This window comes from Sporosarcina sp. P3 (assembly GCF_002743415.1).
GTDB classification, from domain to species: Bacteria; Bacillota; Bacilli; order Bacillales_A; family Planococcaceae; genus Sporosarcina; species Sporosarcina ureae_A.
This window is the reverse complement of record NZ_PDZE01000003.1, coordinates 368,160-394,865: the sequence shown is the minus strand read 5'-3', so window position 1 is coordinate 394,865 and position 26,706 is coordinate 368,160. Positions and strand designations below refer to the sequence as shown.

At 40.8% G+C, this 26,706-nt stretch carries 26 protein-coding genes and 1 rRNA gene; 17 read left to right on the top strand and 10 right to left on the bottom strand.

The window, feature by feature from the left end:
- From CSV61_RS06230 to dnaA, 8 genes are all read right to left on the bottom strand, one after another.
- Positions 1–134 (bottom strand): 16S ribosomal RNA (locus CSV61_RS06230); the annotation flags it as partial.
- Between the two features lie 557 nt (positions 135–691).
- Entirely contained in the window at positions 692–1,804 is a 1,113-nt protein-coding gene (locus tag CSV61_RS06225; protein WP_143561059.1) for an HD-GYP domain-containing protein, read from the bottom strand.
- Positions 1,805–1,944: 140 nt separating this feature from the next.
- Positions 1,945–4,479, bottom strand: a complete 2,535-nt coding sequence (gyrA, locus tag CSV61_RS06220; protein ID WP_099638478.1) for a DNA gyrase subunit A — start codon at positions 4,477–4,479, stop codon at positions 1,945–1,947.
- Positions 4,480–4,547: 68 nt separating this feature from the next.
- A complete protein-coding gene (gene gyrB / locus CSV61_RS06215) occupies positions 4,548–6,470 on the bottom strand; it encodes a DNA topoisomerase (ATP-hydrolyzing) subunit B (protein ID WP_233193528.1) in 1,923 nt (640 codons plus the stop codon).
- Between the two features lie 48 nt (positions 6,471–6,518).
- A complete protein-coding gene (gene recF / locus CSV61_RS06210; RefSeq protein WP_099638476.1) occupies positions 6,519–7,637 on the bottom strand; it encodes a DNA replication/repair protein RecF in 1,119 nt (372 codons plus the stop codon).
- Positions 7,627–7,866 (bottom strand): S4 domain-containing protein YaaA, encoded by a 240-nt coding sequence (gene yaaA, locus CSV61_RS06205; RefSeq protein WP_099638475.1) that lies wholly within the window; start codon positions 7,864–7,866, stop codon positions 7,627–7,629. Before yaaA ends, recF begins: the two co-directional genes overlap by 11 nt.
- Positions 7,867–7,985: 119 nt before the next feature.
- Positions 7,986–9,122 (bottom strand): DNA polymerase III subunit beta, encoded by a 1,137-nt coding sequence (gene dnaN / locus CSV61_RS06200; protein WP_083034466.1) that lies wholly within the window; start codon positions 9,120–9,122, stop codon positions 7,986–7,988.
- A gap of 171 nt (positions 9,123–9,293) precedes the next feature.
- Positions 9,294–10,643, bottom strand: coding sequence for a chromosomal replication initiator protein DnaA (gene dnaA, locus CSV61_RS06195; RefSeq protein WP_083034465.1), 1,350 nt, complete (start codon positions 10,641–10,643; stop codon positions 9,294–9,296).
- A 506-nt stretch (positions 10,644–11,149) separates the two neighbouring features.
- On the opposite strand from dnaA, the gene rpmH reads away from it, so the two are divergent.
- The 11 genes from rpmH (at position 11,150) to CSV61_RS06140 (ending at position 21,461) form a co-directional block, all read left to right on the top strand.
- Positions 11,150–11,284, top strand: a complete 135-nt coding sequence (gene rpmH, locus CSV61_RS06190; RefSeq protein WP_029054388.1) for a 50S ribosomal protein L34 — start codon at positions 11,150–11,152, stop codon at positions 11,282–11,284.
- 119 nt (positions 11,285–11,403) lie between these two features.
- Positions 11,404–11,742 carry a ribonuclease P protein component gene (rnpA, locus tag CSV61_RS06185; protein ID WP_099638474.1) on the top strand — a complete coding sequence of 113 codons (339 nt, stop codon included), beginning with the start codon at positions 11,404–11,406 and terminating at the stop codon, positions 11,740–11,742.
- A 97-nt stretch (positions 11,743–11,839) separates the two neighbouring features.
- Positions 11,840–12,613 (top strand): membrane protein insertase YidC, encoded by a 774-nt coding sequence (gene yidC / locus CSV61_RS06180; RefSeq protein ID WP_099638473.1) that lies wholly within the window; start codon positions 11,840–11,842, stop codon positions 12,611–12,613.
- A complete protein-coding gene (gene jag, locus CSV61_RS06175; protein ID WP_099638472.1) occupies positions 12,610–13,434 on the top strand; it encodes an RNA-binding cell elongation regulator Jag/EloR in 825 nt (274 codons plus the stop codon). Before yidC ends, jag begins: the two co-directional genes overlap by 4 nt.
- Positions 13,435–13,874: 440 nt before the next feature.
- On the top strand, positions 13,875–15,260 hold the full coding sequence (mnmE, locus tag CSV61_RS06170; protein WP_083034462.1) for a tRNA uridine-5-carboxymethylaminomethyl(34) synthesis GTPase MnmE: 1,386 nt from the start codon (positions 13,875–13,877) through the stop codon (positions 15,258–15,260).
- Positions 15,261–15,290: 30 nt separating this feature from the next.
- Entirely contained in the window at positions 15,291–17,180 is a 1,890-nt protein-coding gene (mnmG, locus tag CSV61_RS06165) for a tRNA uridine-5-carboxymethylaminomethyl(34) synthesis enzyme MnmG (RefSeq protein WP_099638471.1), read from the top strand.
- A gap of 51 nt (positions 17,181–17,231) precedes the next feature.
- On the top strand, positions 17,232–17,954 hold the full coding sequence (gene rsmG, locus CSV61_RS06160) for a 16S rRNA (guanine(527)-N(7))-methyltransferase RsmG (RefSeq protein WP_083034460.1): 723 nt from the start codon (positions 17,232–17,234) through the stop codon (positions 17,952–17,954).
- Positions 17,955–18,030: 76 nt separating this feature from the next.
- The gene (gene noc, locus CSV61_RS06155) at positions 18,031–18,903 is read left to right on the top strand and encodes a nucleoid occlusion protein (RefSeq protein WP_083034459.1); all 873 of its coding nucleotides are present in this window, start codon (positions 18,031–18,033) and stop codon (positions 18,901–18,903) included.
- Between the two features lie 194 nt (positions 18,904–19,097).
- Positions 19,098–19,859: a ParA family protein gene (locus tag CSV61_RS06150; protein WP_099638470.1), complete on the top strand. Its 762-nt coding sequence runs from the start codon at positions 19,098–19,100 to the stop codon at positions 19,857–19,859.
- On the top strand, positions 19,852–20,685 hold the full coding sequence (locus tag CSV61_RS06145) for a ParB/RepB/Spo0J family partition protein (RefSeq protein WP_083034458.1): 834 nt from the start codon (positions 19,852–19,854) through the stop codon (positions 20,683–20,685). The genes CSV61_RS06150 and CSV61_RS06145 overlap by 8 nt, the downstream gene beginning before the upstream one ends.
- A gap of 71 nt (positions 20,686–20,756) precedes the next feature.
- Positions 20,757–21,461 (top strand): DUF554 domain-containing protein, encoded by a 705-nt coding sequence (locus CSV61_RS06140; RefSeq protein ID WP_099638469.1) that lies wholly within the window; start codon positions 20,757–20,759, stop codon positions 21,459–21,461.
- Here the strand turns inward: CSV61_RS06140 and yyaC are convergent.
- Positions 21,372–22,013: a spore protease YyaC gene (gene yyaC / locus CSV61_RS06135; protein WP_099638468.1), complete on the bottom strand. Its 642-nt coding sequence runs from the start codon at positions 22,011–22,013 to the stop codon at positions 21,372–21,374. The genes CSV61_RS06140 and yyaC overlap by 90 nt on opposite strands.
- 113 nt (positions 22,014–22,126) lie before the next feature.
- On the opposite strand from yyaC, the gene CSV61_RS06130 reads away from it, so the two are divergent.
- From CSV61_RS06130 to ychF, 3 genes are all read left to right on the top strand, one after another.
- Entirely contained in the window at positions 22,127–23,065 is a 939-nt protein-coding gene (locus CSV61_RS06130; RefSeq protein ID WP_099638467.1) for a mechanosensitive ion channel family protein, read from the top strand.
- Positions 23,046–23,243 (top strand): DUF951 domain-containing protein, encoded by a 198-nt coding sequence (locus CSV61_RS06125; protein ID WP_099638466.1) that lies wholly within the window; start codon positions 23,046–23,048, stop codon positions 23,241–23,243. The genes CSV61_RS06130 and CSV61_RS06125 overlap by 20 nt, the downstream gene beginning before the upstream one ends.
- Before the next feature lie 94 nt (positions 23,244–23,337).
- The gene (ychF, locus tag CSV61_RS06120; protein ID WP_083034453.1) at positions 23,338–24,438 is read left to right on the top strand and encodes a redox-regulated ATPase YchF; all 1,101 of its coding nucleotides are present in this window, start codon (positions 23,338–23,340) and stop codon (positions 24,436–24,438) included.
- Between the two features lie 193 nt (positions 24,439–24,631).
- On the opposite strand, the gene CSV61_RS06115 is transcribed toward ychF, so the two are convergent.
- Complete coding sequence (locus tag CSV61_RS06115; protein WP_099638465.1) at positions 24,632–25,174, bottom strand: DUF3267 domain-containing protein; 543 nt, start codon at positions 25,172–25,174, stop codon at positions 24,632–24,634.
- Positions 25,175–25,329: 155 nt separating this feature from the next.
- Between CSV61_RS06115 and rpsF the strand changes: the two genes are divergently transcribed.
- Genes rpsF through rpsR form a run of 3 tightly spaced genes read left to right on the top strand, consistent with a single transcriptional unit; the run spans position 25,330 to position 26,469 of the window.
- Positions 25,330–25,617 carry a 30S ribosomal protein S6 gene (gene rpsF / locus CSV61_RS06110; RefSeq protein ID WP_099638464.1) on the top strand — a complete coding sequence of 96 codons (288 nt, stop codon included), beginning with the start codon at positions 25,330–25,332 and terminating at the stop codon, positions 25,615–25,617.
- 48 nt (positions 25,618–25,665) lie between these two features.
- Positions 25,666–26,187 carry a single-stranded DNA-binding protein gene (gene ssb / locus CSV61_RS06105; protein ID WP_083034451.1) on the top strand — a complete coding sequence of 174 codons (522 nt, stop codon included), beginning with the start codon at positions 25,666–25,668 and terminating at the stop codon, positions 26,185–26,187.
- Between the two features lie 45 nt (positions 26,188–26,232).
- On the top strand, positions 26,233–26,469 hold the full coding sequence (rpsR, locus tag CSV61_RS06100) for a 30S ribosomal protein S18 (RefSeq protein ID WP_029054370.1): 237 nt from the start codon (positions 26,233–26,235) through the stop codon (positions 26,467–26,469).
- Positions 26,470–26,706: the final 237 nt, after the last annotated feature.

Below are 26,706 nucleotides of genomic sequence, written 5' to 3'. Positions count from 1 at the left end.
GGGTAGGTTGCCCACGTGTTACTCACCCGTCCGCCGCTAACTGTTGGAAGCAAGCTTCCAACAGTTCGCTCGACTTGCATGTATTAGGCATGCCGCCAGCGTTCGTCCTGAGCCAGGATCAAACTCTCCATAAGACTGACAGACAATCTGCAGCAAATTGCGTCGTCGATTTCAGTCGATCAGTCGGTCACGTACCTGAGTACGCTCCCTCCTTCTCTCTTTCATCTCCTAGCACTTCACTACATCTTGTCAGTCAGTAAAACGAAAATTCGATTAGCTCGAGTTTCATTTGCTAGCATCAATTATGATACTCATTTTGCTTGCGTCATCGTTAGATGCACAAACTGTATTTCGTTAACGTTTTGCTGTTCAGTTTTCAAGGTTCATTTCGTTGATCTCTCGTAAGAGGCAACTTTCTAATAATAACATCTCATCATTTTGTTGTCAACACTTTTTCTTAAAAAGTTTTTCTAGTTAAGTTTGATGTTTTGGCAACCGCTTGATGCGACGCTTATAAATATACCACCGTGTTTATTAGAATGCAAGCTTTTTTATAGATTATTTTAAATAAGTATTACAATCCCCATACCTACAATGAAATACGGATATGATTCCACTACATAATTTACATATAGAGATGCACATCCGCTTAAACTAGCTTGCCTTTCTCATTGTTTATAGAGTTCATTTATTAAAAGATCTTAACGATAGAGATTTTTCTATTAGATGATAGATCAATATGCGCGCCGGTATCTAGAACTTTAACAATTGGTCGCAACGGGAAGTCACGGTGCAAGTAAATCACTTCCGCTATTTCGTCAGTCGTCAGTTTCACCTTTGTTCCAATCGATAACTTATTGATCAGTTCATGAAGTATTTCAATTACCTTCATATCAAACTTCCCGAATTCCTCTTCTCTCATTAACTCAATTACTTTAAAAGAACTTTCCTTCTGTCTGTATGGTCTTTCGGATGCCATAGCATGGTACACGTCCGCCACTGAGAGTATTTGAGAGATTTCCGTAATCTCCTGCCCTTTCAGCCCTCTCGGATAACCGCTACCATCAAAGCGCTCATGGTGTTGCAAAATTGCTACTTTCATTTCCTGACGTACTAATGAAGAGTCGTTGACCATTTGGAAGCTATGAATGACATGTTTTTTCACTTCACTTAACTCTTCACCCGTTAAAAACGCTACTTTGTCGATAATCTTTTCATCAACTTTTGCCATACCGCTGTCTGCCAGTACACCTGCTATTCCAATTTGAAGTACTTGTCCTCTCGCATACCCCATTGCATCGCTTATTAAGGCCGCTAGGATACCGACGCTAATAGAATGGTGTGCGCGATAGTTTTGTAATGAAGAAAACTCATTTAGTCTTCTGACGTATTCCTTATTCTCCAAAAATGCTTGTATTACAGGCAAAACAATTGTACGCACGGCTGCAACATCCAATTTCTTACCTGATCTATAATTGATAAATTCTTTCCTGTATGAATCTACTGCCTCATCGTATAACGTTTCCAAAGACCTTGACTTGGGAGGAGTACCTTGAGACATCTGCTTCTCTACTTCTGGAGTTAATTTTACTTCCGTTATTTTTTCCGTCTGTCCTTGTTCTACTTTACTAAGTGCCTTTGACTCGACCAGCACGCGGGTAATACCAAATAAACGGAGTACCTCAAAATGTTCTAACATTAACTTAGTGTCTTTAACCATAATGGGATTTCTTGTATTAACGTACAAATCTTCTTTGAGATAACTTCCTGGTATTAATTCATTTACCTCTTTGTAAATATCCAATACTCTCACCTAATTTCTTCTTTTCTCTATCTATTATCATACAATATTCTCAATTATATGGATAGACACCTAAGTATTTTCTACCATAAAAACAAAAAAGTTATTGAAGTGACATATTATGCCCCTTCAATAACTTTTCTTTATTCTTCTGAATCTGTTTCAGCCTCTATGTCTATATCTGGCTGTACTTGTTTAGACACTTCCAATTCGCCTTCTACATCTTCATCTAACTCTTCTTCAAGTTCATCATTTTTTTCTACCTTTGCGACCGTTGCTACACGTTCGTCATCGGCTAATCGGATGAGTCGTACACCTTGTGTTGATCGACCAAATATAGAAATATCGCCAATAGACATACGGATTAAAATCCCATGAATCGTAATTAACATCAAGTCCTCTTCTCCGTTAACCGACTTCATCGCGACAATACTGCCGTTTCGATCCGTCATATGCATTGTTTTCAATCCATAGCCGCCACGTGATTGAGATCGGTATTCACTCTCATGTGTGCGTTTACCGTATCCTTTTTCAGTGACTACTAGAATATCATCTCCTGCCTCTACAATATCCATACCAACTACTTCATCCTCTAGACGCAGTCTAATACCACGTACACCCGCAGCAGTCCTGCCAAGTGGACGGATACTCTCCTCGTCAAAGCGGATCATCATACCTTGTTTAGTACAGATCGCAATATCTGATTTTCCATCAGTTGATCTAACGGCGATCAATTCATCGTCTTCACGCAAGCCTAATGCTATTAAGCCGTTCGCACGAATATTGGCATAGTCCATGATCGATGTTCGTTTTATAACGCCTTGTTTTGTTGAGAAGAATAAATAGTGATCTTCAGTAAACTCATCAATTGGGATCATTGCCGTAACCTTTTCACCTTTTTGGAAGTCAAGAAGATTAATGATCGGCAATCCTTTAGCAGTTCGGCTGTATTCTGGAACCTCATAGCCTTTTTTACGGAATACACGGCCTCTACTTGTAAACAGTAAAATCGTGTCATGTGTTGAAGTATTTAGTAAGTGCTCTACAAAGTCGTCTTCATTCGTGCCCATCCCTTGGATTCCACGACCACCACGTTTCTGACTGCGATACGTATTAGCTGGTAAACGTTTAATATACCCTTGGTGAGTTAATGTCACAATGGAATTCTCCACTGGAATCAAATCTTCGTCTTCAAGCATATCAGAACCACCAAGCATAATTTCTGTTCGGCGTTCATCAGAAAAACGTTCTTTAATTTCGCTCAATTCTTCACGAATGATTTCAATTAGTTTTAGTTCATCCGCTAAAATTGCACGTAATTCAGCAATAAGTGTCAACAACTCTTGGTATTCAGACTCAATTTTGTCTCGTTCTAGTCCAGTTAAACGTTGTAGACGCATGTCGAGAATAGCTTGAGACTGACGATCAGATAACTCGAATGTCTCCATCAAGTTCGCTTTTGCTTCAGCTGTTGTCTTGGATGCACGGATTAATGCAATGATTCGATCAATATGATCTAGCGCTACACGCAATCCTTCCAAGATATGTGCACGGTCTTCCGCTTTATTTAAATCAAATTGTGTACGGCGGCGAATGACTACCTTTTGATGTTCTAAGTAATGATATAAAATTTCCTTCAATGACAATACTTTTGGTTGCTTGTCTACCAGTGCTAGCATATTGATCCCAAAACTAGTCTGCAAGGCAGTTTGTTTATACAAATTGTTCAATAATACATTAGCATTGGCATCTCTTCGTACTTCAATGACAATACGCATACCTGTACGATCTGATTCATCTGCTAAATGTGTGATGCCGTCAATTTTCTTATCGCGCACAAGCTCTGCGATTTTCTCAATTAACTTCGCCTTATTCACTTGGAAAGGAATTTCATTGACGATAATTGTTTCACGACCATTTGCAGCTGTCTCAATTTCTGCTTTTCCGCGAATGATCAATGAACCCCGACCCGTTTCATAAGCACGACGAATTCCACTACGTCCGAGAATCATACCACCGGTTGGGAAATCGGGTCCTGGGATGATTTCCATTAGTTCTTCAGTTGTAATTGCGCTATTCTCTGCCAAAGCGAGTACAGCATCGATCGTTTCACCGAGGTGGTGAGGTGGGATGTTTGTCGCCATTCCCACGGCAATTCCCGATGTACCGTTTACCAACAAGTTCGGATAACGACCTGGCAAGACGACAGGCTCTTTTTCCTGCTCATCATAGTTTGCTTGGAAGTCAATCGTGTTTTTATTGATATCACGTAATAATTCCATTGCAATACGCGACATACGAGACTCTGTATAACGCATTGCAGCTGCTCCGTCACCATCAACGGAGCCAAAGTTACCGTGTCCATCTACTAACATGTAGCGATAACTGAAATCTTGAGCCATCCGTACCATCGTGTCGTATACCGCACTATCACCATGCGGGTGGTACTTACCAATAACGTCCCCTACGATACGTGCTGACTTTTTATGCGGTTTTTCCGCAGTGATGCCCAAATCATGCATAGCATATAAAATACGGCGATGTACAGGCTTCAAACCATCTCGAACATCCGGAAGCGCACGAGAAACGATAACGCTCATCGCATAGTTCAGAAATGAAGTCTTCATTTCTGTATTAATATTTATTTCCTGCACTCCGCCTTTTGGCAAGTCTGCCATGTTGTCAAGCTCCTTTCACCACTAACATCTATGAGTTCGTTCATTGCTAAATAACCTGTCAGAGTTTATCAAGTATCAATATTTTGTACGTAAACTGCATTATCTTCAATGAACTTTCTGCGTGGTTCTACTTCATCACCCATTAGTTCTTCAAACGTTTCATTCGCTTCTATTGCGTCATCCATACGGACTTGTAGGAATGTACGTTTATCAGGGTCCATTGTAGTTTCCCATAGTTGCTCAGGATTCATCTCACCCAAACCTTTGTATCGTGTGATATCCGGCTTTGGTGAAGCAGGCATACTGCTCAGAATCTCTTGCAACGTTTCTTCGTCATAACAATACTCTTCTCTTTTTCCTGAACGCACACGATAAAGTGGTGGCTGTGCAATATATACATAGCCCGCTTCAATTAGTGGACGCATAAAACGGAAGAAGAAGGTTAATAGTAATGTACGAATGTGGGCACCATCCACATCGGCATCTGTCATGATAACGAGCTTATGATAACGAGCTTTATCTAAGTTAAATTCAGGTCCGATCCCTGTACCGAGTGCTGTAATAATCATACGAATCTCTGCGTTCCCTAGAATACGGTCCAAACGTGCTTTTTCTACATTGAGAATTTTCCCTCGTAGCGGTAGGATCGCCTGGAAGTGACGGTCGCGACCATTTTTCGCAGATCCTCCAGCAGAGTCACCCTCAACGATATACAATTCACTAATAGCTGGATCTCTTGAAGAACAATCCGATAGTTTTCCTGGTAAACTCGAGATTTCCAACGCTGATTTGCGACGTGTCAACTCCCGAGCATTTTTCGCAGCCATACGTGCTCGTGCAGCCATCGTACTCTTACCTACCACCTGACGTGCTACTACTGGGTTTTCAATTAAGAAGCGCTGTAGTGCCTCGGAAAATAAAGAATTCGTAATCGTACTAACTTCTGAGTTACCCAATTTTGTCTTGGTTTGACCTTCAAATTGAGGATCAGGGTGCTTGATGGAGACAATTGCCGTCAGACCTTCACGCACATCGTCCCCGGTCAAATTATCCTCTGACTCTTTCAATAAACCATTTTTACGTGCATAGTCGTTAATCACGCGAGTTAATGCAGTTTTGAAACCTTGCTCGTGTGTTCCACCTTCATACGTATGAATATTATTAGCAAAGGACAATAAGTTTTCACCGTAGCCGCTATTGTATTGCATAGCGACCTCAACGGTAATACCATCTCGTTCGCCTTCAATGTAGATGGGATCTTCAAAGATCGGCTCTTTATTTTCATTCAAATGTTGAACGTATGATTTAATCCCACCTTCATAGTGGAACAATTCGGATACGGGTTCCTCACCACGCTCATCGGTAATAGTAATACGTAAACCACGGTTTAAGTACGCAAGCTCACGTAAGCGTGTCGACAGTATACTGTACTCGTACCTAGTTGTTTCCGTAAAAATTTCAGAATCTGCTTTGAAACGGATTGTAGTACCTGTTTCATCCGACTCTCCTATGACCTCAAGTTCCTTCGAGACAGGCCCCCGAGAAAATTCAATTGCATATAATTTATTATCACGTTTAACATAGACTTCCGTCTTCTCTGATAAAGCATTAACAACTGAAGACCCTACGCCGTGTAAACCGCCGGATACTTTATATCCACCCCCGCCAAACTTACCGCCTGCGTGAAGTACCGTCATGATCACTTCAACGGCTGGTCTACCTGTTGACTCCTGAATGCCTACTGGAATTCCACGACCATTGTCCGCTACTCGAATCCAGTTATCTTTCTCTATCGTTACTTCAATATGATCACAGTAACCTGCAAGTGCTTCATCAATACTATTGTCTACAATTTCCCACACAAGATGATGAAGCCCTTTTGCACTTGTCGTCCCTATATACATACCAGGACGTTTGCGGACAGCTTCAAGACCTTCTAAAACTTGTATCTGATTTGCATCATAAGCTGTCTGCATATCCTTTTCTTCCATTGCCAAGGTGTTCACCTTTCCTTTCCCAAACTATCTAACCGCAATAATCTAATCTCTAGGTGAAACAGATCCATCATGCACTTCAAAAATAGCTGCTTCCTGGATCGTATTATGGTCAATCCCTGCAATATTGGTTGTCGTCACAAATGTTTGTACTTGTCCTTGCATCGTACTCAGCAAATGTGATTGTCGGTAATCATCCAATTCGGATAACACGTCATCCAGCAATAAAATTGGAGTTTCACCCACTTCTTGCTTTACTAGCTCAATTTCCGCCAGTTTCAAAGAAAGCGCAGTCGTCCGTTGCTGTCCTTGTGAACCGTAGGTCTGAATATCGTACCCATTGACAAAAAACTGCAAATCATCACGATGTGGTCCTACCAGTGTAAGCCCTCGTTCTAATTCGCGTCTTCGCACACTCTTTAACTGATCAGCAAAAATCGTCTCCATCTCTTCCGCAGTCTGCCCAGAATGTAGGTCTTTTAAAGTCCCATATGAAACTTCTAGTGTTTCAAGACCACGTGAAATTCCTTGATGGATTGGATTTGCCCATTTTTGTAGTAATTCCATAAAGTAAAAACGCTTTTGAATAATTTGAACTGCCACCTGAATATACTGTTCTGTATATACATCGAACATCACATCTTGAAGATCCAATTTACCTCGGTTTGCTTTTAGTAAAGCATTGCGTTGCTTTAATATTTTTTGAAAATTGACCAAGTCATGTAAATAGACTCTTGAGATTTGTCCAATTTCCATATCTAAAAAACGCCTGCGCAGCTGTGGGCTGCCTTTTACGATATTCAAATCTTCAGGCGCAAACATGACTACATTCATTTGGCCAACATACATACTCAAACGGTTTTGTTCCAAATGATTGACTCTAGCTTTTTTTCCCTTTTTAGAAATTGTCAGCTCTATTGGCATATATCCAAATTTACGTTGGACATCCCCTTCTATTTTACCACACTCTTGTTCCCAACGTATAAGTTCTCGATCATTTGATGTACGGTGAGATTTTGCCATGGCTAATACGTAAATAGCCTCCATGATATTGGTTTTTCCTTGTGCATTTTCACCGATCAATACGTTCATCGTGGGAGAGAAATTTAATTGCAGAGACTCATAATTTCGATAGTTCGTTAATTTAAGTCGATCAATATGCATCCGGCTGTCCAGATTCATCCGCTGATAGTTTGTATTTTCCTGCACCCGGGATATTTACTACATCTCCGTCATATAATTTCTTACCACGTCGTTGTTCGGGCTCGCCATTCACGTAGACAACGTTTTCACCTAAAAACCATTTAGCCATTCCGCCTGAGCTAATAACGTTCGTCATTTTTAATAATTGACCTAGCGTAATATATTCTGAATTAAACTGTACGGTTTCCATTTGTATTCAATCCCTCACAAAGTATTCTGTCCCTCTAGTTTACCTAACTTTTCTCAATAAGTAAAAAGGTAGCCAACATGTTGACTACCTGATTACAAGATATTTTCATTCGTTTCAAATTAAAATGTTCGTACCGGCAAAATTAGTTGTAGAATGGCTTCGCTGTCAATGGACTTCAAAATGAACGGGCGCATGCTGCCAGTGAAGTGAATCTTTAAATCTTGGCCATCAATTGCTTTCAAGGCATCCATCATATACTTCGCACTAAAAGAAATTTTTAATGGCTCTCCTTCAATATCCACAGCTTCTACCAATTCTTCTACATTTCCGACATCCGGTGAGTTAGAAGAGATTTGCACATGTGGACTACCATCTGTCGAGAAATGCACGATATTGTTCCGATCTTCACGGGCTAATAAAGACGCACGATCAATTGCCTGTAACAAATTACGTCCATTAATTGTGATGGACGTTTTGTATTCAGTCGGGATCAGACGAGATGTATCAGGGTAATTACCTTCGAGTAGTCTTGAATAGAACAAGACGTTGTGAAGCTTGAATAATACTTGCTGATTCGCAATAAAAATTTCTACGGCTGTAGTGTCATCCGGCAATATCTTACTTAGTTCCTGAAGACTTTTACCTGGAATTACCGCATTGAATGGTGAGTTTGCTTGAATCTCGGGTGTCACAATTCGTCTAGCCAATCGGTGACTATCCGTTGCGATACAATACAGCTCATGTTCTTTCATAATCCATTGAACGCCTGTCAAAACTGGGCGTGTCTCTTGTTGGGATACTGCAAATACAGTTTCTCTAATCAGCGATTTCATCAAGTCTGCAGGCATTTCAAAGCGCTCTGCATCTTTTACATCCGGCAAAATGGGATATTCATCAGCACTTTGGGCAATAATATGAAATTCAGACTGTCCAGAACGAATATGCGTTTTCATTCCGTCACGTAACTCAATCATGACTTCATTTGTTGGGAGCTTGCGAATGATTTCGTTGAAGACTTTTGCTTGTAACACCAATGTACCTGGTTGGATCGTTTGAATAATTTGAGTACCATCTTCTTCTACTGGAATGAAAGTGGATATCGTTATATCTGAATCACTTCCAGTCATTGTTAACCCCTTTTCAGTAATCTCTAATTTGATACCAGTCAAAATAGGTGTCGTTACTTTTGAACTGATCGCTTTCACCACATCGCTCAATCCATCCAATAATCTGTCTCTCATAATTTCAAACTGCATATAGATACCTCGCTTATATAATAATAATTAAGTAATTAAATATAGTAGTAATAGTAGTAGGGCCTGTGGATATGTGGAAAAGCCTTTTGAATGTATGAGAATCATAGTTTCCCACATGTGTATAATAAGTGGACGACCCTGCATTACTTGTCCACAGTTATCCACAGACCATCATGCTCTACCTAAAACCTTTTTTATATCTTGGACATCTTGTAGCAATGCTTTGTCTTCATCGAGCTGTTTAGAAATCTTCTCATGTGCGTGTATAACAGTTGAATGATCTCGACCACCGAACTCCGAACCAATTTTCGGCAGTGAGGAGTCTGTTAGCTCTCTCGATAGATACATCGCAACTTGACGTGGAAATGCAATAGCCCGTGTCCGTTTTTTTGCTACAAAGTCTTCTAATCGGATATTGAAGTGCTCACCGACTGCCTTTTGGATGTCTAGAATGGATATAATCCGTGGACGGGAATTTGGAATAATATCCTTTAATGCTTCAGCTGCCAAGTCAGTTGTGACATCAGCATTTACCAATGAAGAGTAGGCAACGACGCGGATTAATGCGCCTTCGAGCTCTCTAATATTGGTATCAATCTGATTTGCAATATACAACATGACATCATTTGAAATGTCGACTAGACCGTCTGCCTTCGCCTTTTTACGTAAAATCGCAATTCTTGTTTCTAAGTCAGGTGGAGCTATGTCCGTGATCAATCCCCATTCAAAGCGAGAACGTAAACGGTCTTCCAGTGTGGGGATTTCTTTTGGAGGACGGTCACTGGAAATAATAATTTGCTTTGATTCTTCATGCAACGTATTAAACGTATGGAAGAATTCTTCTTGTGTTTGTTCTTTTCCAGCTAGGAATTGAATATCATCAATTAACAGAATATCTACGTTTCGGTAGCGATCCCTAAAATCACCGGCTTTATTGTCTCGTATAGAGTTAATGAACTCATTCGTGAATTTTTCAGACGATAAATAGACTACCTTTAACGCAGGGTTTTGCTCCAGCACATAATGACCGATTGCATGCATTAAGTGTGTCTTTCCTAATCCGACACCACCATATATAAAGAGCGGATTATAGGCTTTCGCGGGCGCTTCAGCCACTGCTAGTGAAGCAGCATGGGCAAAGCGATTTCCTGATCCAATGACGAATGTATCAAAGGTATACTTTGGATTTAGCATACCCGCTGAGTTGATCATGGGTGCTTTCTCTACTGGTTTCGGCTGTGATTTTGGTAATTTAATATCGTTCTCTGCTAGATCTTGCGGAACTATAAATTCAACGATTCGATCTTCACCAGTCAATTCGGATAAGATTCCCGTGATTAAATGGACGTAATGTGTCTCAAGCCAGTCTTTAGCGAATGAATTCGGAACGGAAATAGTTGCATGTTCAGCTTCATACGTTAATAGCTTTGTTGACTTTAACCACGTTTCAAAACTGGGTTTGGAAACCCTAGCTTCGATATTCATTAATACTTGCTCCCATAAACTCGATAGATTTTCCAATCGTGTGCCTCCTTTACAATGAAATATTAAAAAGCCCCGAATACACTTATGCACAGTATCCAAGGCTGTGGATAGAAATTATCGAAACATGTTGAAAAAACTATCCACACTGTATTCACATATGTGGATAAGATTTCAGCTATAAATTATATACACAACAAAAGCTTTTTAATTGTAACAGGGAAACTGAATATTGACAAGGAGTCTGATGATTTATGCACAATCCCATTAACTGTGCATAAACTGGTTATCCACAGGATTGAATATGTGAAAAACTTGTCGACAAATGCCGGATAAAAAAATCCACAAATTTAGACGTCAACATTTCATCCAGAGCACAACCTTCTTCCGTTGTGGATAAGTAACCTGTGGAAATGAAAGTCATTGTGAGTAGATCCCAAGAGAAGGAATAGAAAAGCATTGACATTTCTTTACTGAATCGCTATACTGTTCAAGACTGTCATAGTAGGAAAAAGAGACAATCAAAGCAGGAGGTGTCTTACGAAATGAAACGTACATTCCAACCAAATAAACGTAAACGCGCTAAAGTCCACGGCTTCCGCCAAAGAATGAGTTCGAAAAACGGCCGTAGAATTTTAGCAGCTCGTCGTCGTAAAGGAAGAAAAGTTCTTTCAGCATAAGGCCACTGACATCAGTGGTCTTTTTTTTAGCTGTTAGAGCGATTTTAAATAGCTAGTAGATTTCCTCTATATAGTGGATCAGCAGTTTAAGACGGTAGAAAATAAAAGCAGGTGCTATTATGAAGAAAAGCCAGCGAATTAAAAAGAACAAAGAGTTTCAAACGGTGTTTAAAAAAGGAAAGTCTTTTGCCAACCGACAGTTTATTGTCTATACCTATAAGAAGGAAGATCAGCAAGAGTTTAGAATTGGCTTATCCGTCAGCAAAAAGGTCGGTAATGCCGTTACGCGTAACAGGATTAAACGTTATATCCGCCAGTCGTTCTTAGAAATGAAAGATGAAGTTAAATCTGATCTAGATTATGTTATTATCGCAAGGAATCAAGCAGCCACGCTCGATTTCCATACGGCCAAAAAAAATCTGCGACATGTTCTAAAAGTTGCAAAAGTCTTTAAGTGAAATTAAAGTTCTACTTGGATATAGAACGGTCAAAGCCATCATGTTACACTGAAAAAAATTACAAATGAGATCTTGCAACTGTTTGGGGGAAAAAACGTTGAAAAAGAAAATAGTGTTCCTTTCATTACTTGTTGTTGTAGCCGTCTTTATGGCAGGTTGTTCGGAATTCCGAGAACCAATCACGGCTGAAAGTACAGGAATTTGGAACGAGTATATTGTTTGGCCACTTGTTACATTGATTATGAAGTTCAAATCATGGTTAGGTACGTATGGATTAGCAATTATTGTCGTTACAGCAATCATTCGTACTGCATTGCTTCCATTAATTATTCAACAAACGAAAAGTTCAAAGCGTATGCAAGAAATTCAGCCGACACTTAAAGCGTTGAAAGAGAAATATAAATCTAAAGACGCTGTCACACAGAAAAAGTATCAAGAGGAAATGCAACAGATTATGATCAACGAAAAGATTAATCCAGTTGCAGGATGTCTACCGGTAATCATTCAAATGCCCATATTTATTGGTTTCTACCATGCAATTAGCCGGATGAATGCTACACCAACGATTGAGTTAGGCAACTTCCTAGGTGTTGCACTTGGTTCACCAAGTATTATATTTGCAGTCATTGCTGGATTGTTCCAATTAACCGTTCTTCGCACAGGACCCGCAATGGATAACCCACAAATGAAAATGATGATGTATATTATGCCATTTATGATTATGGTATTCGGATCATTCTTACCAGCAGCACTTGCTTTATACTGGATCGTCGGAAATATCATTTCACTGCTCCAAAACATTTTCATCTACAAGCCGTTCGATAAGCCGAAAAACGTCGAAGTAATGAAAACAGGAGGGAAAAAGAAATGAAACAACTTACACAAAGGGCAGCAACCGTTGAGCTAGCAATTGAATCGGCTTTAGTGGACCTAGGTGTAACAAAAGATCAAGTAAAGATACAAGTGCTGGATAGTGGGAGGAAAGGTTTTCTCGGTTTTGGCGTAAAGCAAGCAGAAGTGCTTGTAACTGTCTTAGAGAAAACGGAGCCAGACCCTAAACTTGTCAGCGCTGGAGTAATTGAACCGGCACAGACGATTACAGATGACAGTGAAGTATTATCTCCAGTCACTAAGGCACCGGATGTTGTACAACAGCCTCAAATTAAAGAAGAGCAGTCGGAAAATGTTGTGGATATAAAGGAAAGTGAAAGAGTACCTGAAACTAAAATCTACAATGAAAAAGATGCTATTGAAGAAACGAAACAGTACATTGAAAACATGGCAAAAGAAATGGGTATCGAAGATTTAGATATTACGTATGAAACAAAAGGGAAGTACATCAATTTCCAGCTTGAAAGTGAAAAGGCAGCGTTCTTAATAGGTAAAAGAGGGCAAACGCTCAATGCGATCCAGCAATTAGCACAACTCGTAGCCAATAAGGTGACAAAACAGTTCAAAATTGTTCGAATAGATGTTGCGGATTACCGTGAGCGTCGAGAGCAATCACTCGAACAACTGGCAGATCGCATGGCGGATCGTGCAGTACGGACAAAACGTCAAGTTGCACTAGAGCCGATGCCTTCCTACGAGAGAAAAGTCATCCATAATGCATTATCCCTAAGACTCGATATCGAGACATTCTCGGAAGGAAAAGACCCATACCGACACATTGTCATCAAAGGAATCGAATAAAACTAAACCCCGTAGAGTTTTCTATGGGGTTTTTAATGCGTAAAAATGCAAGGAATGACGATTTTAGTATCCATCTTCAATTAGGATCGCTTTGCATTAGACGTGAATTGAGATGTTACCTTCGCTAATAGGACATCTTTTATGCTGATGCTCAGCGCACCTCAACTCACCACCTCAAAACCACTCTCACTTTCCCACCCCACATATTTGTTTAAGAAACTTTCTACACTAGAAAACTTGAAACGACAGTGTTCTTTGTCGACTGCTAGCACATGATAAATTACCGTGACGCTTGGTCCAAAATTCCTGAAATTACCCACACGTTTTAAATTTGCGCGTTAGGAGATTCCGACGATTTATGATAATATAGGTTGTTAGAAAGTAGTATTCGCTATAAAAGATATGCACATGTGCACAACAAAGCCAGGAAGGTGAAAAACTTGCATTTTGATACAATAGCCGCCATTTCCACTCCCATGGGAGAAGGAGCGATTGCCATTGTTCGTCTGAGCGGCGATGACGCATGGAAGATTGCAGACCGTATATTCCAGTCACCAGCAGCCAAGCCACTCTGCGAACAGCCGTCGCACACAATTCATTATGGACATTTACATGATCCCGTCACTGAAGAGTTAGTGGAGGAAGTTATGGTGTCGATCATGAAAGCGCCAAAGACTTTTACGCGCGAAGACATAGTGGAGATCAACTGTCACGGAGGTATCACTTCGGTCAATCGAGTACTTCAATTGGTATTGACAGAAGGGGCTAGATTAGCAGAACCCGGCGAGTTTACCAAACGAGCATTTCTAAATGGCCGTATTGATTTATCTCAGGCCGAAGCCGTTATGGATTTGATTAGGGCCAAAACAGATAAAGCGATGGACGTTGCACTCAATCAGATGGAGGGGAAACTATCCCACTTGATCGGTGAATTGCGACAGGCACTACTCGAAACACTTGCACAAGTAGAGGTTAATATAGATTATCCAGAGTACGATGACGTAGAAGAAGTGACAATTCCTTTGATGATAGAAAAAGGAACATGGGTAATGGACGAGATTGATGAGTTATTGCGTACATCATCGCAAGGAAAGATCTTGCGTGAAGGACTGTCTACCGTAATTGTAGGACGCCCGAACGTAGGAAAGTCATCGTTGCTGAATAGCCTAGTGCAGGAAAATAAAGCGATTGTCACTGATGTCGCGGGTACGACCCGTGATATTATAGAAGAGTATGTGAACGTTCGCGGTGTTCCTTTGCGTCTTGTCGATACTGCAGGAATCCGGGAGACGGAAGATATTGTCGAGCGGATTGGTGTAGAACGTTCAAGGAAAGTACTAAAGGAAGCGGATCTCATTCTATTGATGGTGAATAGTTCTGAAGAGCTGACGGATGAAGATGAGCGGTTATTCGAAGTTGTTGCCGATATGGATATGTTGGTCATCGTCAACAAAACAGATTTACCAGCAAAGATTGATCTGGAAAGAGTCTATGAGGTGGCGGGAAGAGATCGTGTAATTACTACTTCCATCCTTCAAGAGAAAGGTATAACTGAGTTGGAAGAGGCGATCGCCGCACTGTTTTTCAAAGGTTCATTGGAATCAAATGACCTGACGTATGTATCCAATGCTCGTCATATTGCGTTACTGAAACAAGCACGCAATACGATTGATGACGCGGTACAAGCTGCGCAAGCAGGAGTTCCTGTCGACATGATTCAAATAGATGTTACACGTACATGGGAGATTCTCGGCGAAATTGTCGGAGATACTGTTCAAGATAGTTTAATTAAAGAGTTGTTCTCAAAGTTCTGCCTCGGAAAATAATGATTTTATAAATAGGAAGGATGAACGAACATGCCACAATTTGAAGCAGGCACGTTCGATTGTATCGTCATTGGAGCTGGACATGCAGGCGCAGAAGCAGCCTACGCAACAGCCAAGATGGGCGCATCGACATTAGTTTTAACAATGAATTTAGACATGATTGCATTCATGCCGTGTAATCCTTCATTAGGAGGACCTGCAAAAGGTATCGTAGTGCGGGAAATAGACGCACTTGGCGGTGTGATGGCAAAGGTCATAGACAAAACGCATATTCAAATGCGTTTATTAAACACAGGAAAGGGTCCGGCAGTGCGTGCTTTGCGTGCACAGGCGGATAAAGTACTATATCAGCAAGAAATGAAGCGGATATTAGAAGAAGAGCCGAATTTGACACTTCGCCAGGGGGTTGTCGAGCGGTTGATCGTAGAAGACGACGAAATAAAGGGCGTAGTGACGCAAATCGGTGCAATTTTCCGTGCGAAGACTGTCATTATTACAACAGGTACATTTTTACGCGGAGAAGTGATCATTGGAGATCTGAAATACTCTAGTGGACCGAATAACCAAATGCCGTCCATCAAACTAGCAGAACATTTGCAGGAACTCGGTTTACAGACGGTTCGATTCAAAACTGGAACACCACCACGGATCAACAGCAATACGATCGATTACAGTAAAACAGAGATTCAGCCAGGAGACGACGTACCGCGTTCTTTCAGTTATGAAACAACGGAGTTTATTATGGATCAGTTGCCATGTTGGTTAACGTACACAACTCCGGAAACTCATGAAATCATCAATGAAAATCTTCATTTATCTCCAATGTACTCGGGCGTGATAAAAGGAAAAGGACCAAGTTATTGTCCGTCCATTGAAGATAAAATTGTTCGTTTTGCGGACAAGTCACGTCATCAGATATTCCTCGAGCCTGAAGGCCGCAATACGAGGGAAGTATATGTGCAAGGGTTGTCAACAAGTCTACCCGAACATATACAGCATCGCCTGATTGCGAGCGTACCGGGACTTGAGAAGGCTGAAATGATGCGTGCTGGCTATGCAATTGAATACGATTCTATAATCGCTACACAACTCTGGCCGACGCTAGAAACGAAAAAAATCAAAAACTTGTACACGGCTGGTCAAATCAACGGAACTTCGGGATATGAAGAAGCCGCAGCACAAGGATTGATGGCAGGGATCAATGCGGCATGCAACGTACTTGGCAAAGAAGAGGTCGTTCTAGGGCGCAGTGATGCGTATATCGGTGTACTCATCGATGACCTGGTCACTAAAGGTACGAGCGAGCCATATCGTCTATTGACGTCGCGAGCAGAGTATCGTCTCTTACTTCGTCATGATAATGCCGATATGCGTTTAACTGAAATTGGTTATCAAAACGGAATGATTAGTGAAGAGCGCCACACGAAATTTTTGGCGAAGAAAGCACAAATTGATGCGGAGATTGATCATTTACGCAAGGTTACTGTGAAACCGACTGAAGAGATCCAGGCAATTATCGCTGAAGTCGATGGAACAGCACTTCGTGAGCCTATGAAGGCAGCTGATTTACTAAAGCGGCCGGAAATGAAGTATAGCGAACTGCGTAAAGTAGTTCCACCTCTTGAAGAAATGAATGAAGAAGTGGCGGAACAAGTGGAGATTTTCATTAAGTATGAAGGATACATCGAAAAATCCATGCAGCAAGTAGCAAGAATGAAAAAGATGGAGAATAAGCGGATTCCAGAAAACATTGATTATGATGCGATTTCAGGTATTGCGAAAGAAGCAAAAGCAAATCTTAAAGAAGTCCAACCATTGTCGATTGCACAGGCATCACGTATTTCTGGTGTCAATCCAGCAGATATCTCCATCTTGCTTGTCTATATTGAACAAGGAAAAATTGCGAAAGTATCCGGTTGAGTCTATGACTGGCGCTTAGCAGCGTCAGTCTTTTTGAAAAGGAATGAGAATATGACGGAAGAACAGTTTTACGAAGCTCTACTAGAAAAAGGCTTTGAGTTGTCTGATGCACAGAAGCAACAGTTCAAACGCTATTTTGAAGTACTCGTCGAGTGGAATGAAAAGATGAACTTGACGGCAATTACGGATGCACCTTCCGTATACCTAAAACATTTCTACGATTCCATCACAAGTGCATTTTATGTAGACTTCAACAAGTATGAATCTGTTTGTGATGTTGGGGCTGGAGCTGGTTTTCCAAGCATCCCGTTGAAGATCATCTATCCGCACCTCCATGTGACGATTGTAGATTCACTGAATAAACGTATTACGTTTTTAAATCACTTGGCCGGTGAGTTAAAGCTTGAAAATGTGGCGTTTGTTCATGCCAGGGCTGAAGAATTTGGTCGTAATCCGAAGTACCGTGAACAGTTTGATGTAGTGACTGCACGCGCGGTAGCAAGGTTATCGGTATTGTCGGAACTTTGTATTCCGCTTGCCAAACAGGGAGGGCTTTTTGTTTCTATGAAAGGTGCAGCCGCATCTGAAGAAATGAAAGATGCAGCCCGTGCTGTAAAACTACTAGGGGCAGTTTTACAGAATGAACATGAATTCGTATTACCGGAAGAACACAGTGAACGGCACATATTTGTATTTGAAAAGAAAAAGCAGACACCTAAGAAATACCCAAGAAAACCAGGCGTACCTAATAAAACACCGATCACAGCAAACTAATTGTGGGAAATGTTTCACGTGAAACAAATGTATAGAAGAGAAAAAAGGGAATAGTTTCGAAAAGGTGGTGCAGAGGTTGAAAAGTACTTTTTCGCGTTTTTTTGGTGGGGGAGAAAAGATGACTACGATAGAAGAAGTAAAAGTTCATCATCTGGAGAAGGTAGCACAAATTGCAATTGATTCAATTACACCGAATCAATATCAGCCACGGACGATTTTTCATGAAGAAAAAATTGAAGAACTAGCTAGGACCATTCATACACACGGTGTTATTCAACCCATTGTCATTCGAACAAAAGATGATGGAACATACGAAATTATTGCAGGGGAACGAAGATTTCGAGCCATGCGTAAGCTTGGTTGGACAGAGGTACCGGCAATTGTACGGGACTTGGATGATAAGGAGACCGCCTCAATTGCTTTAATTGAGAACTTGCAGCGTGAAGAGTTGACAGCAATTGAAGAAGCACATGCTTATGAACGTTTACTAGAACTACATGAATTAACACAGGAAGCATTGGCACAACGGCTTGGTAAAGGGCAGTCTACAATTGCGAATAAGATGCGATTGTTGAAATTACCTGAACCTGTTCAAACAGCAATTTTGCAAAAAAAGATATCTGAACGACATGCCCGTGCACTATTGCCATTGAAGGAACCTACTCTTCAGCTGAAAGTGCTGGAAGAAATTAAGATGAATCAATATAACGTCAAAGATCTGGAAGCTAGAATTAAAGAAATCATGTATCCCACAGAGTCAGTTGAGAAAGTGCAGCCTGCAAGAAGACGTGGTTCTCGACAGAAAGCTGTTAGTAAGGATGTTCGTATTGCAGTGAATACGTTGCGAGAATCTCTTGCACTAATTGCAAAGAGTGGCATTGAAGTAGCATCCGAGGAAGTGGATTCTGAAGAATTCTACACATTTACGGTAAAAATATGTAAAAAGTGACGAATGGAAACTCTTGCTGATTTACTAGCAAGAGTTTTCTTATATATCAATAGAGTTCGTACAGTGAAGATGATAAACTGAAATAGACCACATAGAACAGTTTACTTGTCAGGCATTTCAAACATACGAAGCAACCAGCAAAACTTTGGTATACTAGTAAGATAAATGAAAAAGGAAAGAAAGCAGGTGCAAGAGTGGGTAAGATTATTGCTATAGCAAATCAAAAAGGCGGAGTCGGTAAAACGACGACTTCTGTAAACTTAAGTGCATGCCTTGCCCATTTAGGCAAAAAAGTGCTCTTAATTGATTCTGATCCGCAAGGAAATGCAACGAGTGGAGTCGGGGTTAACAAAGGTGATGTACAAGACTGTATTTATAATATGTTAATCGATGATGTGCCAGTACGTGACGTGATTCTAGCAACGGAAATTGAAAACCTTGAAATTGTCCCTGCTACTATTTCACTTGCGGGAGCTGAAATTGAGCTCGTCTCTACGATATCACGTGAGGTTCGTATGAAACATGCAATTCAAGACATTAAAGATGACTATGATTATGTCATTATTGATTGTCCTCCATCTCTTGGCCTTTTAACATTGAATGCATTGACGGCTTCCGATTCGATTATTATTCCTGTACAGTGTGAATACTATGCGCTTGAAGGACTTAGTCAATTGCTCAGTACGATCCGTCTAGTCCAGAAACATTTGAATGAAGCACTTTATATTGATGGCGTATTATTGACAATGTTTGATGCCAGGACCAATCTAGGTATTCAAGTTATTGAAGAAGTAAAGAAATACTTCCAAGATAAAGTGTATAAAACAATTATTCCACGTAACGTTCGTTTAAGTGAAGCACCGAGTCATGGAAAACCGATTATATTATATGATCCACGATCAAAAGGTGCGGAAGTGTATTCAGAGCTGGCAAAGGAAGTGGTGGAGAATGAGTAAAGGTCTAGGTAAAGGTCTGAATGCATTATTTCCTCGTGAGACATTGGAAAAGGTAGAGCTTATACGTCTGAAAAGCATTAAAGTCAATCCATATCAGCCACGTAAAGAATTTGATGAAGTGTCATTGAATGAATTAAGCGAATCAATTAAGGAACACGGCGTTCTGCAACCCATTATTGTACGAAGTGTAGGTACTCAATATGAAATTGTTGTAGGGGAAAGAAGATTTCGTGCTTCCGAATTGGCAGGCAAAAAGGAAATTCCAGCAGTTGTACGTGACTTAACAGATGAACAATCAATGGAAATGGCTATTCTAGAAAACTTGCAGCGTGAAGACTTATCTCCTATTGAAGTTGCAGAGGCATACCAAAACTTAATGGAAAGTCTAAAGCTAACACAAGAGCAACTTGCCTTTAGATTAGGTAAGAGCAGACCGCATATCGCCAACCACATTCGTCTACTCACATTACCGGAAAAAGTGTTGAAAGACATTTCCCACGGAATACTTTCAATGGGACATGGTCGTACACTACTCGGTTTGCGTAAAAAAGAACAGATTTTATCTGTTGCCGAAAAGACCAAAACAGAAGGGTTAAATGTTCGTCAGTTAGAGAAACTAGTTCAAAATTTAAATGAAGATGTTCCACGTGAAACAAAGAAGGAAAAGAAAAAGGATATTTTTATTGAAGCACAGGAAAACACACTGCGTGAACAATTCGGTACAAACGTAACGATCAAGAAAACGAAGAAAAAAGGTAAAATAGAAATCGAGTTTCACTCGGATGAAGACTTTGAACGTATTCTTGAATTATTGAACGCTGAGTGATGATACACAAACCTATTTTGCTTTCATTGCAAAGTAGGTTTTATTCTTGAAAAGAACATGGACGTGACTACATGATATTATTTGGTTCGCTGTTTAACGTACTGACGATTATAATCGGTACGTTAATCGGAAGGTTTTTATATGGGATACCGGAACGAATGAAAGAAACCATCATGTATGGAATTGGAATGGCCGTAGTAGCAATTGGTTTGCAAATGACGTTTGAAACAACACAGATTGTCATTGTTATTCTCAGTATCGTGGTAGGCGCAATCCTCGGTGAATGGATTGATCTCGATCAAAAGGTTAATCAATTAGGGCAATGGATTGAAAGAAAGTTACCAGCTAAAAAAGAAGGGCCGGGAATTGCACAAGGGTTCGTCACGGCCACATTGTTTTTTTGCGTAGGGTCCATGGCAATTATCGGGGCTATTGATAGTGGTCTACGTAATGATCACAGCGTTTTAATAATGAAAGGAATATTAGATGGATTCACTTCCATCATCTTCAGTTCCGCATTAGGTATTGGCGTAGCATTTGCAGCAATTCCCCTATTAATTTATCAAGGGAGTATAACCTTTCTTGCCACCATCCTCAGTCGATTTGTCCCTGATGAATTAATGCAGTTATTCATTTCTGAAATGACAGCTACAGGCGGCTTAATGATTGCGGCAATTGGGTTAAATTTAATCGGCTTGACGAAAATTCGGGTAGCTAATTTCATTCCAGGTATTGCGGTAGTTGGGGTCATTGTGACGATTGTATATGCTTTTTGAAGGCTGACGATGATGTGCTAATTGTAAAGCTCGGCCAATCATACGACTCATTTCAAACGGCAGATGAAGACGCGTGCTTTGTAAAACAGCTTGCTCCATGAAACCACCAACATTGACGATTCCTTTGACAGATACATCACCAACCAAGGGGAGTTCTTTACCTACTGCTTTCCCTGGTGCAATGGGACCGCTATGAAACAATAGGTCACCAACTGCATCCTTCTTACTTAGGCAGGCATCGATCGCCACTACAAATGCATTAGGATATAATGACTTTGTGAGCTCCATACGTTGCTGAAGATTTAAGGCGTGTAGCGGGTCTTGTAACGTGCCGACTACTGTATAAGGAAATAGACTTAGTTCTGATAAGTAGGAGCCTGTCAAAGGCCCGAGTGAGTCACCAGTAGAACGATCGGTTCCGATACAATAAAAAATAATGGGTTGTTGTTTAAACGGAATATGTTGCATGAAATAAGAACTTAATTTCCACACGACACCGGTTTCTTTACTGGAAATACGGTAATGATAAGAAGAGGGTTCAGCTCTATACATAGGGAGACACCAGTCCTTTGTGATATATTTACGCTAAAGTATATTCTGTGCACGTATTGTTGTGCAGTATGTCCTGAGGGGTAATGGTTTATACGAAAGGAGGATTTCTTTCCATGGCATCAACTTCTGCTACAAAAGAAGAAGTGAAAGAAAACCTAAAAGGTCTAGAAAAAGCAATTCAACAAGTAAAAGACACTCTATTTGACGTGGATTTTTGGCTTAGCACTGGGTTCTTTGCTATTCGCATCATATTAATTATTGCCGTAGCAGGTATCGTCGTCAAAATCGGGCAAATGTTGATTCGCCGATTTTTTGCTATTAAGTTGAAAAGTCCGATGCGTAAAACAGAACGACGTGAGAGAACTATGATTAAGCTATTAGAAAATGCATTGAAATACATTGTCTATTTCTCCGCAATATTGGCTGTTTTGACGGAGTTTTCAATAGACGTAAAAGGCCTTCTTGCAGGTGCAGGTGTGCTAGGTCTTGCTGTCGGTTTCGGTGCCCAGAGTTTAGTGAAAGACGTTATATCTGGATTTTTCATCATTTTTGAAGATCAGTTTGGTGTTGGTGATTATGTGCGTATTAATTCAGGTGAAGGAACCGTCATGGAAATCGGGCTTCGTACGACGAAAATTGCATTATATGGTGGCGAGTTATATACAGTGCCTAACGGTCAAATAGGAGAGGTTGTCAATTACTCTGTTACGAATTCTATGGTTTTACTTGATCTTGCGTTATCGTATGAAACGGATATTGATCACGCAGAGGAATTAATCAAGGAGTTCCTTAGAAAGTTACCAAAAGAACGTTATTCAGAAGTTATTGGAATACCTGAAGTGTTGGGCGTACAAAGTATAGAACCGTCAAGAATCTTGCTACGTATTGCCGCTGAAACGGAACCGGTTGCTAACTTTAATGTAGGTCGTAAACTTCGACAGGATTTAAAGAAGTTCATGGATTTGAACGGGATCGAAATGCCTTACCCACGAATGGTAATACGTGAAGAACATAAGGAAGGAGATTCACAAGATGGTGGACAAAGAGTTTAACTTGCATGACGTAGTGGAGATGAAAAAACAGCACCCTTGCGGCACAAATGCTTGGAAAATCATTCGAATGGGCGCAGATATTCGAATTAAATGTGAAGGCTGTGGGCATAGTGTCATGATTCCGCGCAATGAGTTTGCTAAGAAGATGAAAAAGGTTCTACTGAAGAACGACTCTTGAGAACAAATGGACAATCTACTGTGTAGTCCTTATAATGAAGTGGTTGACTAACGAATAATGTAAGCTTTGGATAGATAAGAAAGGTGTGGGAATAATGGCGTTAACAGCTGGGATTGTAGGTCTTCCTAACGTGGGGAAATCCACTTTATTTAATGCAATAACAAAAGCAGGAGCAGAGGCGGCGAACTATCCGTTCTGTACAATTGATCCGAACGTAGGAATTGTTGAGGTGCCAGATGAGCGCTTAGATAAATTGACTGAGCTTGTCACACCGAAGAAGACGGTACCGACTGCATTTGAATTTACGGATATTGCAGGAATCGTTGAAGGGGCAAGTAAAGGCGAAGGACTCGGGAACAAATTCCTTTCACATATTCGCGAAGTAGATGCAATTTGTCAGGTAGTTCGTTGTTTCGAGGATGAAAACATCACGCATGTAGCAGGAAAAGTAAGTCCAATAGATGATATTGAAGTCATTAACCTAGAATTGATTCTTGCGGATATGGAAAGCGTAGATAAGCGCTTAGCGCGCGTTTCCAAAATGGCGAAACAAAAAGACAAAGAAGCTATGGTGGAAGAGCCTGTTCTACTAAAATTACGTGATGCATTTGAAAATGCAATGGCAGCACGTTCCGTTGAATTGACAGATGATGAGCTTCAAGTCGTCAAAGGTATGCACTTACTGACAATCAAGCCAATGTTATATGTAGCAAATGTTTCAGAAGATGAAATTGCAGATGCGGATAATAACCCCTACGTACAACAAGTTCGTGATTTCGCAGAGAAGGACAATGCAGAAGTAATCGTAGTTTGTGCGAAGATTGAAGAAGAGATGGCTGAGCTTGAAGATGAGGAGAAAGAAATGTTCCTTGAGGAGCTGGGCATTAAAGAGTCCGGTTTGGATCAGCTGATTAAAGCAACGTACAATTTACTTGGATTTGCTACATACTTCACAGCAGGTGTCCAAGAGGTTCGTGCATGGACGTTCCGCAAAGGTATGAAGGCGCCACAATGTGCTGGAGTAATCCATACCGACTTCGAACGCGGATTCATCCGTGCAGAGACGGTAGCATACGACGACTTGGTCGAACAGGGTTCCATGACAGCGGCAAAAGAAGCCGGCAAAGTGCGTTTGGAAGGTAAAGAATACATCGTTAAAGACGGCGACGTCATGCTATTCCGTTTCAACGTATAATTCGAAAAGACTGATTCTCCTCGAGAGAATCAGTCTTTTTTAGTTTGAAGTTAGTTGAGACAAGATCCACGTAGATATGTAGTAGATCATTATAATTGATGAGTACGAAGGGATTGCGTATAAACGATCATCAAATTTGCGTTCTATATTTAGTCGCAAATTCTCACCCAACACAATCGCTAGCTTCTATACTTCATTCAACAGGATAAACATACAACTTCGGCAACTCGGGATCATCCTTCACCATGGCGTGATCCGGAAACTTCTTTAACTCCTTATACATAGCAAAATCCCCAGCCGCTCCACCAATCAGCATAGCGCCTAACAGCAACAGCACACCGTCATTAAAATACAACGCAAGGACAGCGGGCAACACACCCGTCATCCAAAAGGGTAGCAACAATGCTTTGCGAATACCTTTATTGTCCATCAACTGATCTGCGGTAGCATACGCAACACCCATCTTTAAATTGACGCCATACGCCATGTTCTTCCACGGAACATGACAAAAAATATGGAAACCAAGCAAGTGAAAAAACTCATGTATAACAATCAGTAAAATATATCCAACCAAAGCATAGACAACATACCACACCGAAAATGACAGATGTAGGCCGCCTTGTAACAGACTACGAATTATTAAAAGTACTATGAGCGGTAAGAAGGTAAGCCATAGACTTTGCTTCGCTATTTTCTGTAAATCCAGTTCTACGATTACAGGCTGTTGTTCTTCCATGTGGGATCACTCCTTAATTCATTCAGTATAGTATATTGAAGGTTGATATTCCAATTGCGTTGTGATAGTATGTACTGATGTGAGTAATATTAAATTTACTTACTCCTTGCCCACTTGTAAAAGTAGGGCCCAAGTCCATAAGGAGGTGACTATTGATGAGAAAGTACGAAATTATGTACATTATGCGCCCAACTCTTGAAGATGACGCGAAAAAAGCGTTGATTGAACGCTTTGATACTGTCTTAACTTCAAACGGAGCGGAAATCATCGAGTCGAAAGAGTGGGGCAAGCGTCGTCTTGCTTACGAAATCGACGACTTACGTGAAGGTTACTACCAATTAGTAACTGCTAACGCTGGTGCTGAAGCAATCGATGAATTTACACGTCTAGCGAACATCAACGAAGGTATCATTCGTCATATGACAATTCGTTTAGATGCGTAATCTGATATAAAACTTATTAAATTTATGATGAGGGAGGTTTGATTCTGAATGATAAACCGTGTCGTTTTAGTTGGCCGATTAACAAAAGATCCTGAGCTGAAATATACACAGACTGGAATTGCTGTTACACGTTTTACACTGGCAGTGAACCGCGCGTTCGCGAATGCCCAGGGAGAACGGGAAGCGGATTTCATCACGTGTGTAGCTTGGCGTAAACAGGCTGAGAATATCGCGAATTACTTACGAAAAGGAAGTCTAGCCGGAGTGGATGGTCGTATACAGACGGGCAGCTTCGAAGGCCAAGACGGTAAGCGTGTTTACACGACAGAAGTTGTTGCGGATAGTACTCAATTCCTGGAACCAAGAAGTGCTAATACAGAACGTCAGCAATCACCATCGTATGGTGGTGGAGCGCCTTCTTATAATGCACCTTCTCAAAACCAAGGACAAGGATACAATAACCAGCAATCCTACCAACCGAATCAGCAAAATATGACACGTGTCGATAATGATCCATTCCAGCCAGGCGGCGGTCCGATTGAAGTAACAGATGACGACTTGCCATTCTGATAGAACGGTTCACTCGATACATAAATAGGAAGGAGGACAACAATTATGGCACCACGTCGTGGAGGTCGCAAACGCCGTAAGGTTTGCTATTTTACTTCTAACCACATTACACACATCGACTATAAAGATGTAGATTTGTTGAAGAAGTTTATCTCTGAGCGCGGAAAGATGTTGCCTCGTCGAGTTACGGGTACAAGCGCTAAATACCAACGTAAATTGACGGTTGCAATCAAACGTGCACGCATCATGGCACTTCTTCCGTTCGTATCTGAAGAGCGGTAATATATAAACCGCCACTGACTGAATTACTCAGTCAGTGGCGGTTTTTTATTTGCATCGAAAACTTGATGTATGTGGGCATGTTGCCTACCCAATTTACTGTAATTGTAACTGCCTGTATTTTTGATTTCACGTCGAATCGTGATACAATTAGAAGGATGATTGTAGCTTTATATGAATTAAGGAATATACCACTTTGTCTCCTACTTAACGATAGGCGGCAAAAGAAGCAGTGAATGA

Excerpts from the sequence above, each read along its gene's own strand:
- ychF (WP_083034453.1), top strand. The coding sequence starts at position 23,338 with ATGGCGTTAACAGCTGGGATTGTAGGTCTTCCTAACGTGGGGAAATCC.
- CSV61_RS06130 (WP_099638467.1), top strand. The coding sequence starts at position 22,127 with ATGGCATCAACTTCTGCTACAAAAGAAGAAGTGAAAGAAAACCTAAAA.
- CSV61_RS06115 (WP_099638465.1), bottom strand. The coding sequence starts at position 25,174 with ATGGAAGAACAACAGCCTGTAATCGTAGAACTGGATTTACAGAAAATA.
- rpmH (WP_029054388.1), top strand. The coding sequence starts at position 11,150 with ATGAAACGTACATTCCAACCAAATAAACGTAAACGCGCTAAAGTCCAC.
- gyrA (WP_099638478.1), bottom strand. The coding sequence starts at position 4,479 with ATGGCAGACTTGCCAAAAGGCGGAGTGCAGGAAATAAATATTAATACA.
- CSV61_RS06140 (WP_099638469.1), top strand. The coding sequence starts at position 20,757 with ATGATATTATTTGGTTCGCTGTTTAACGTACTGACGATTATAATCGGT.
- rpsF (WP_099638464.1), top strand. The coding sequence starts at position 25,330 with ATGAGAAAGTACGAAATTATGTACATTATGCGCCCAACTCTTGAAGAT.
- rnpA (WP_099638474.1), top strand. The coding sequence starts at position 11,404 with ATGAAGAAAAGCCAGCGAATTAAAAAGAACAAAGAGTTTCAAACGGTG.
- mnmG (WP_099638471.1), top strand. The coding sequence starts at position 15,291 with ATGCCACAATTTGAAGCAGGCACGTTCGATTGTATCGTCATTGGAGCT.
- gyrB (WP_233193528.1), bottom strand. The coding sequence starts at position 6,470 with ATGGAAGAAAAGGATATGCAGACAGCTTATGATGCAAATCAGATACAA.
- rpsR (WP_029054370.1), top strand. The coding sequence starts at position 26,233 with ATGGCACCACGTCGTGGAGGTCGCAAACGCCGTAAGGTTTGCTATTTT.
- rsmG (WP_083034460.1), top strand. The coding sequence starts at position 17,232 with ATGACGGAAGAACAGTTTTACGAAGCTCTACTAGAAAAAGGCTTTGAG.
- CSV61_RS06125 (WP_099638466.1), top strand. The coding sequence starts at position 23,046 with ATGGTGGACAAAGAGTTTAACTTGCATGACGTAGTGGAGATGAAAAAA.
- yaaA (WP_099638475.1), bottom strand. The coding sequence starts at position 7,866 with ATGGAAACCGTACAGTTTAATTCAGAATATATTACGCTAGGTCAATTA.
- recF (WP_099638476.1), bottom strand. The coding sequence starts at position 7,637 with ATGCATATTGATCGACTTAAATTAACGAACTATCGAAATTATGAGTCT.
- yyaC (WP_099638468.1), bottom strand. The coding sequence starts at position 22,013 with ATGTATAGAGCTGAACCCTCTTCTTATCATTACCGTATTTCCAGTAAA.
- ssb (WP_083034451.1), top strand. The coding sequence starts at position 25,666 with ATGATAAACCGTGTCGTTTTAGTTGGCCGATTAACAAAAGATCCTGAG.
- CSV61_RS06145 (WP_083034458.1), top strand. The coding sequence starts at position 19,852 with ATGAGTAAAGGTCTAGGTAAAGGTCTGAATGCATTATTTCCTCGTGAG.
- dnaN (WP_083034466.1), bottom strand. The coding sequence starts at position 9,122 with ATGCAGTTTGAAATTATGAGAGACAGATTATTGGATGGATTGAGCGAT.
- jag (WP_099638472.1), top strand. The coding sequence starts at position 12,610 with ATGAAACAACTTACACAAAGGGCAGCAACCGTTGAGCTAGCAATTGAA.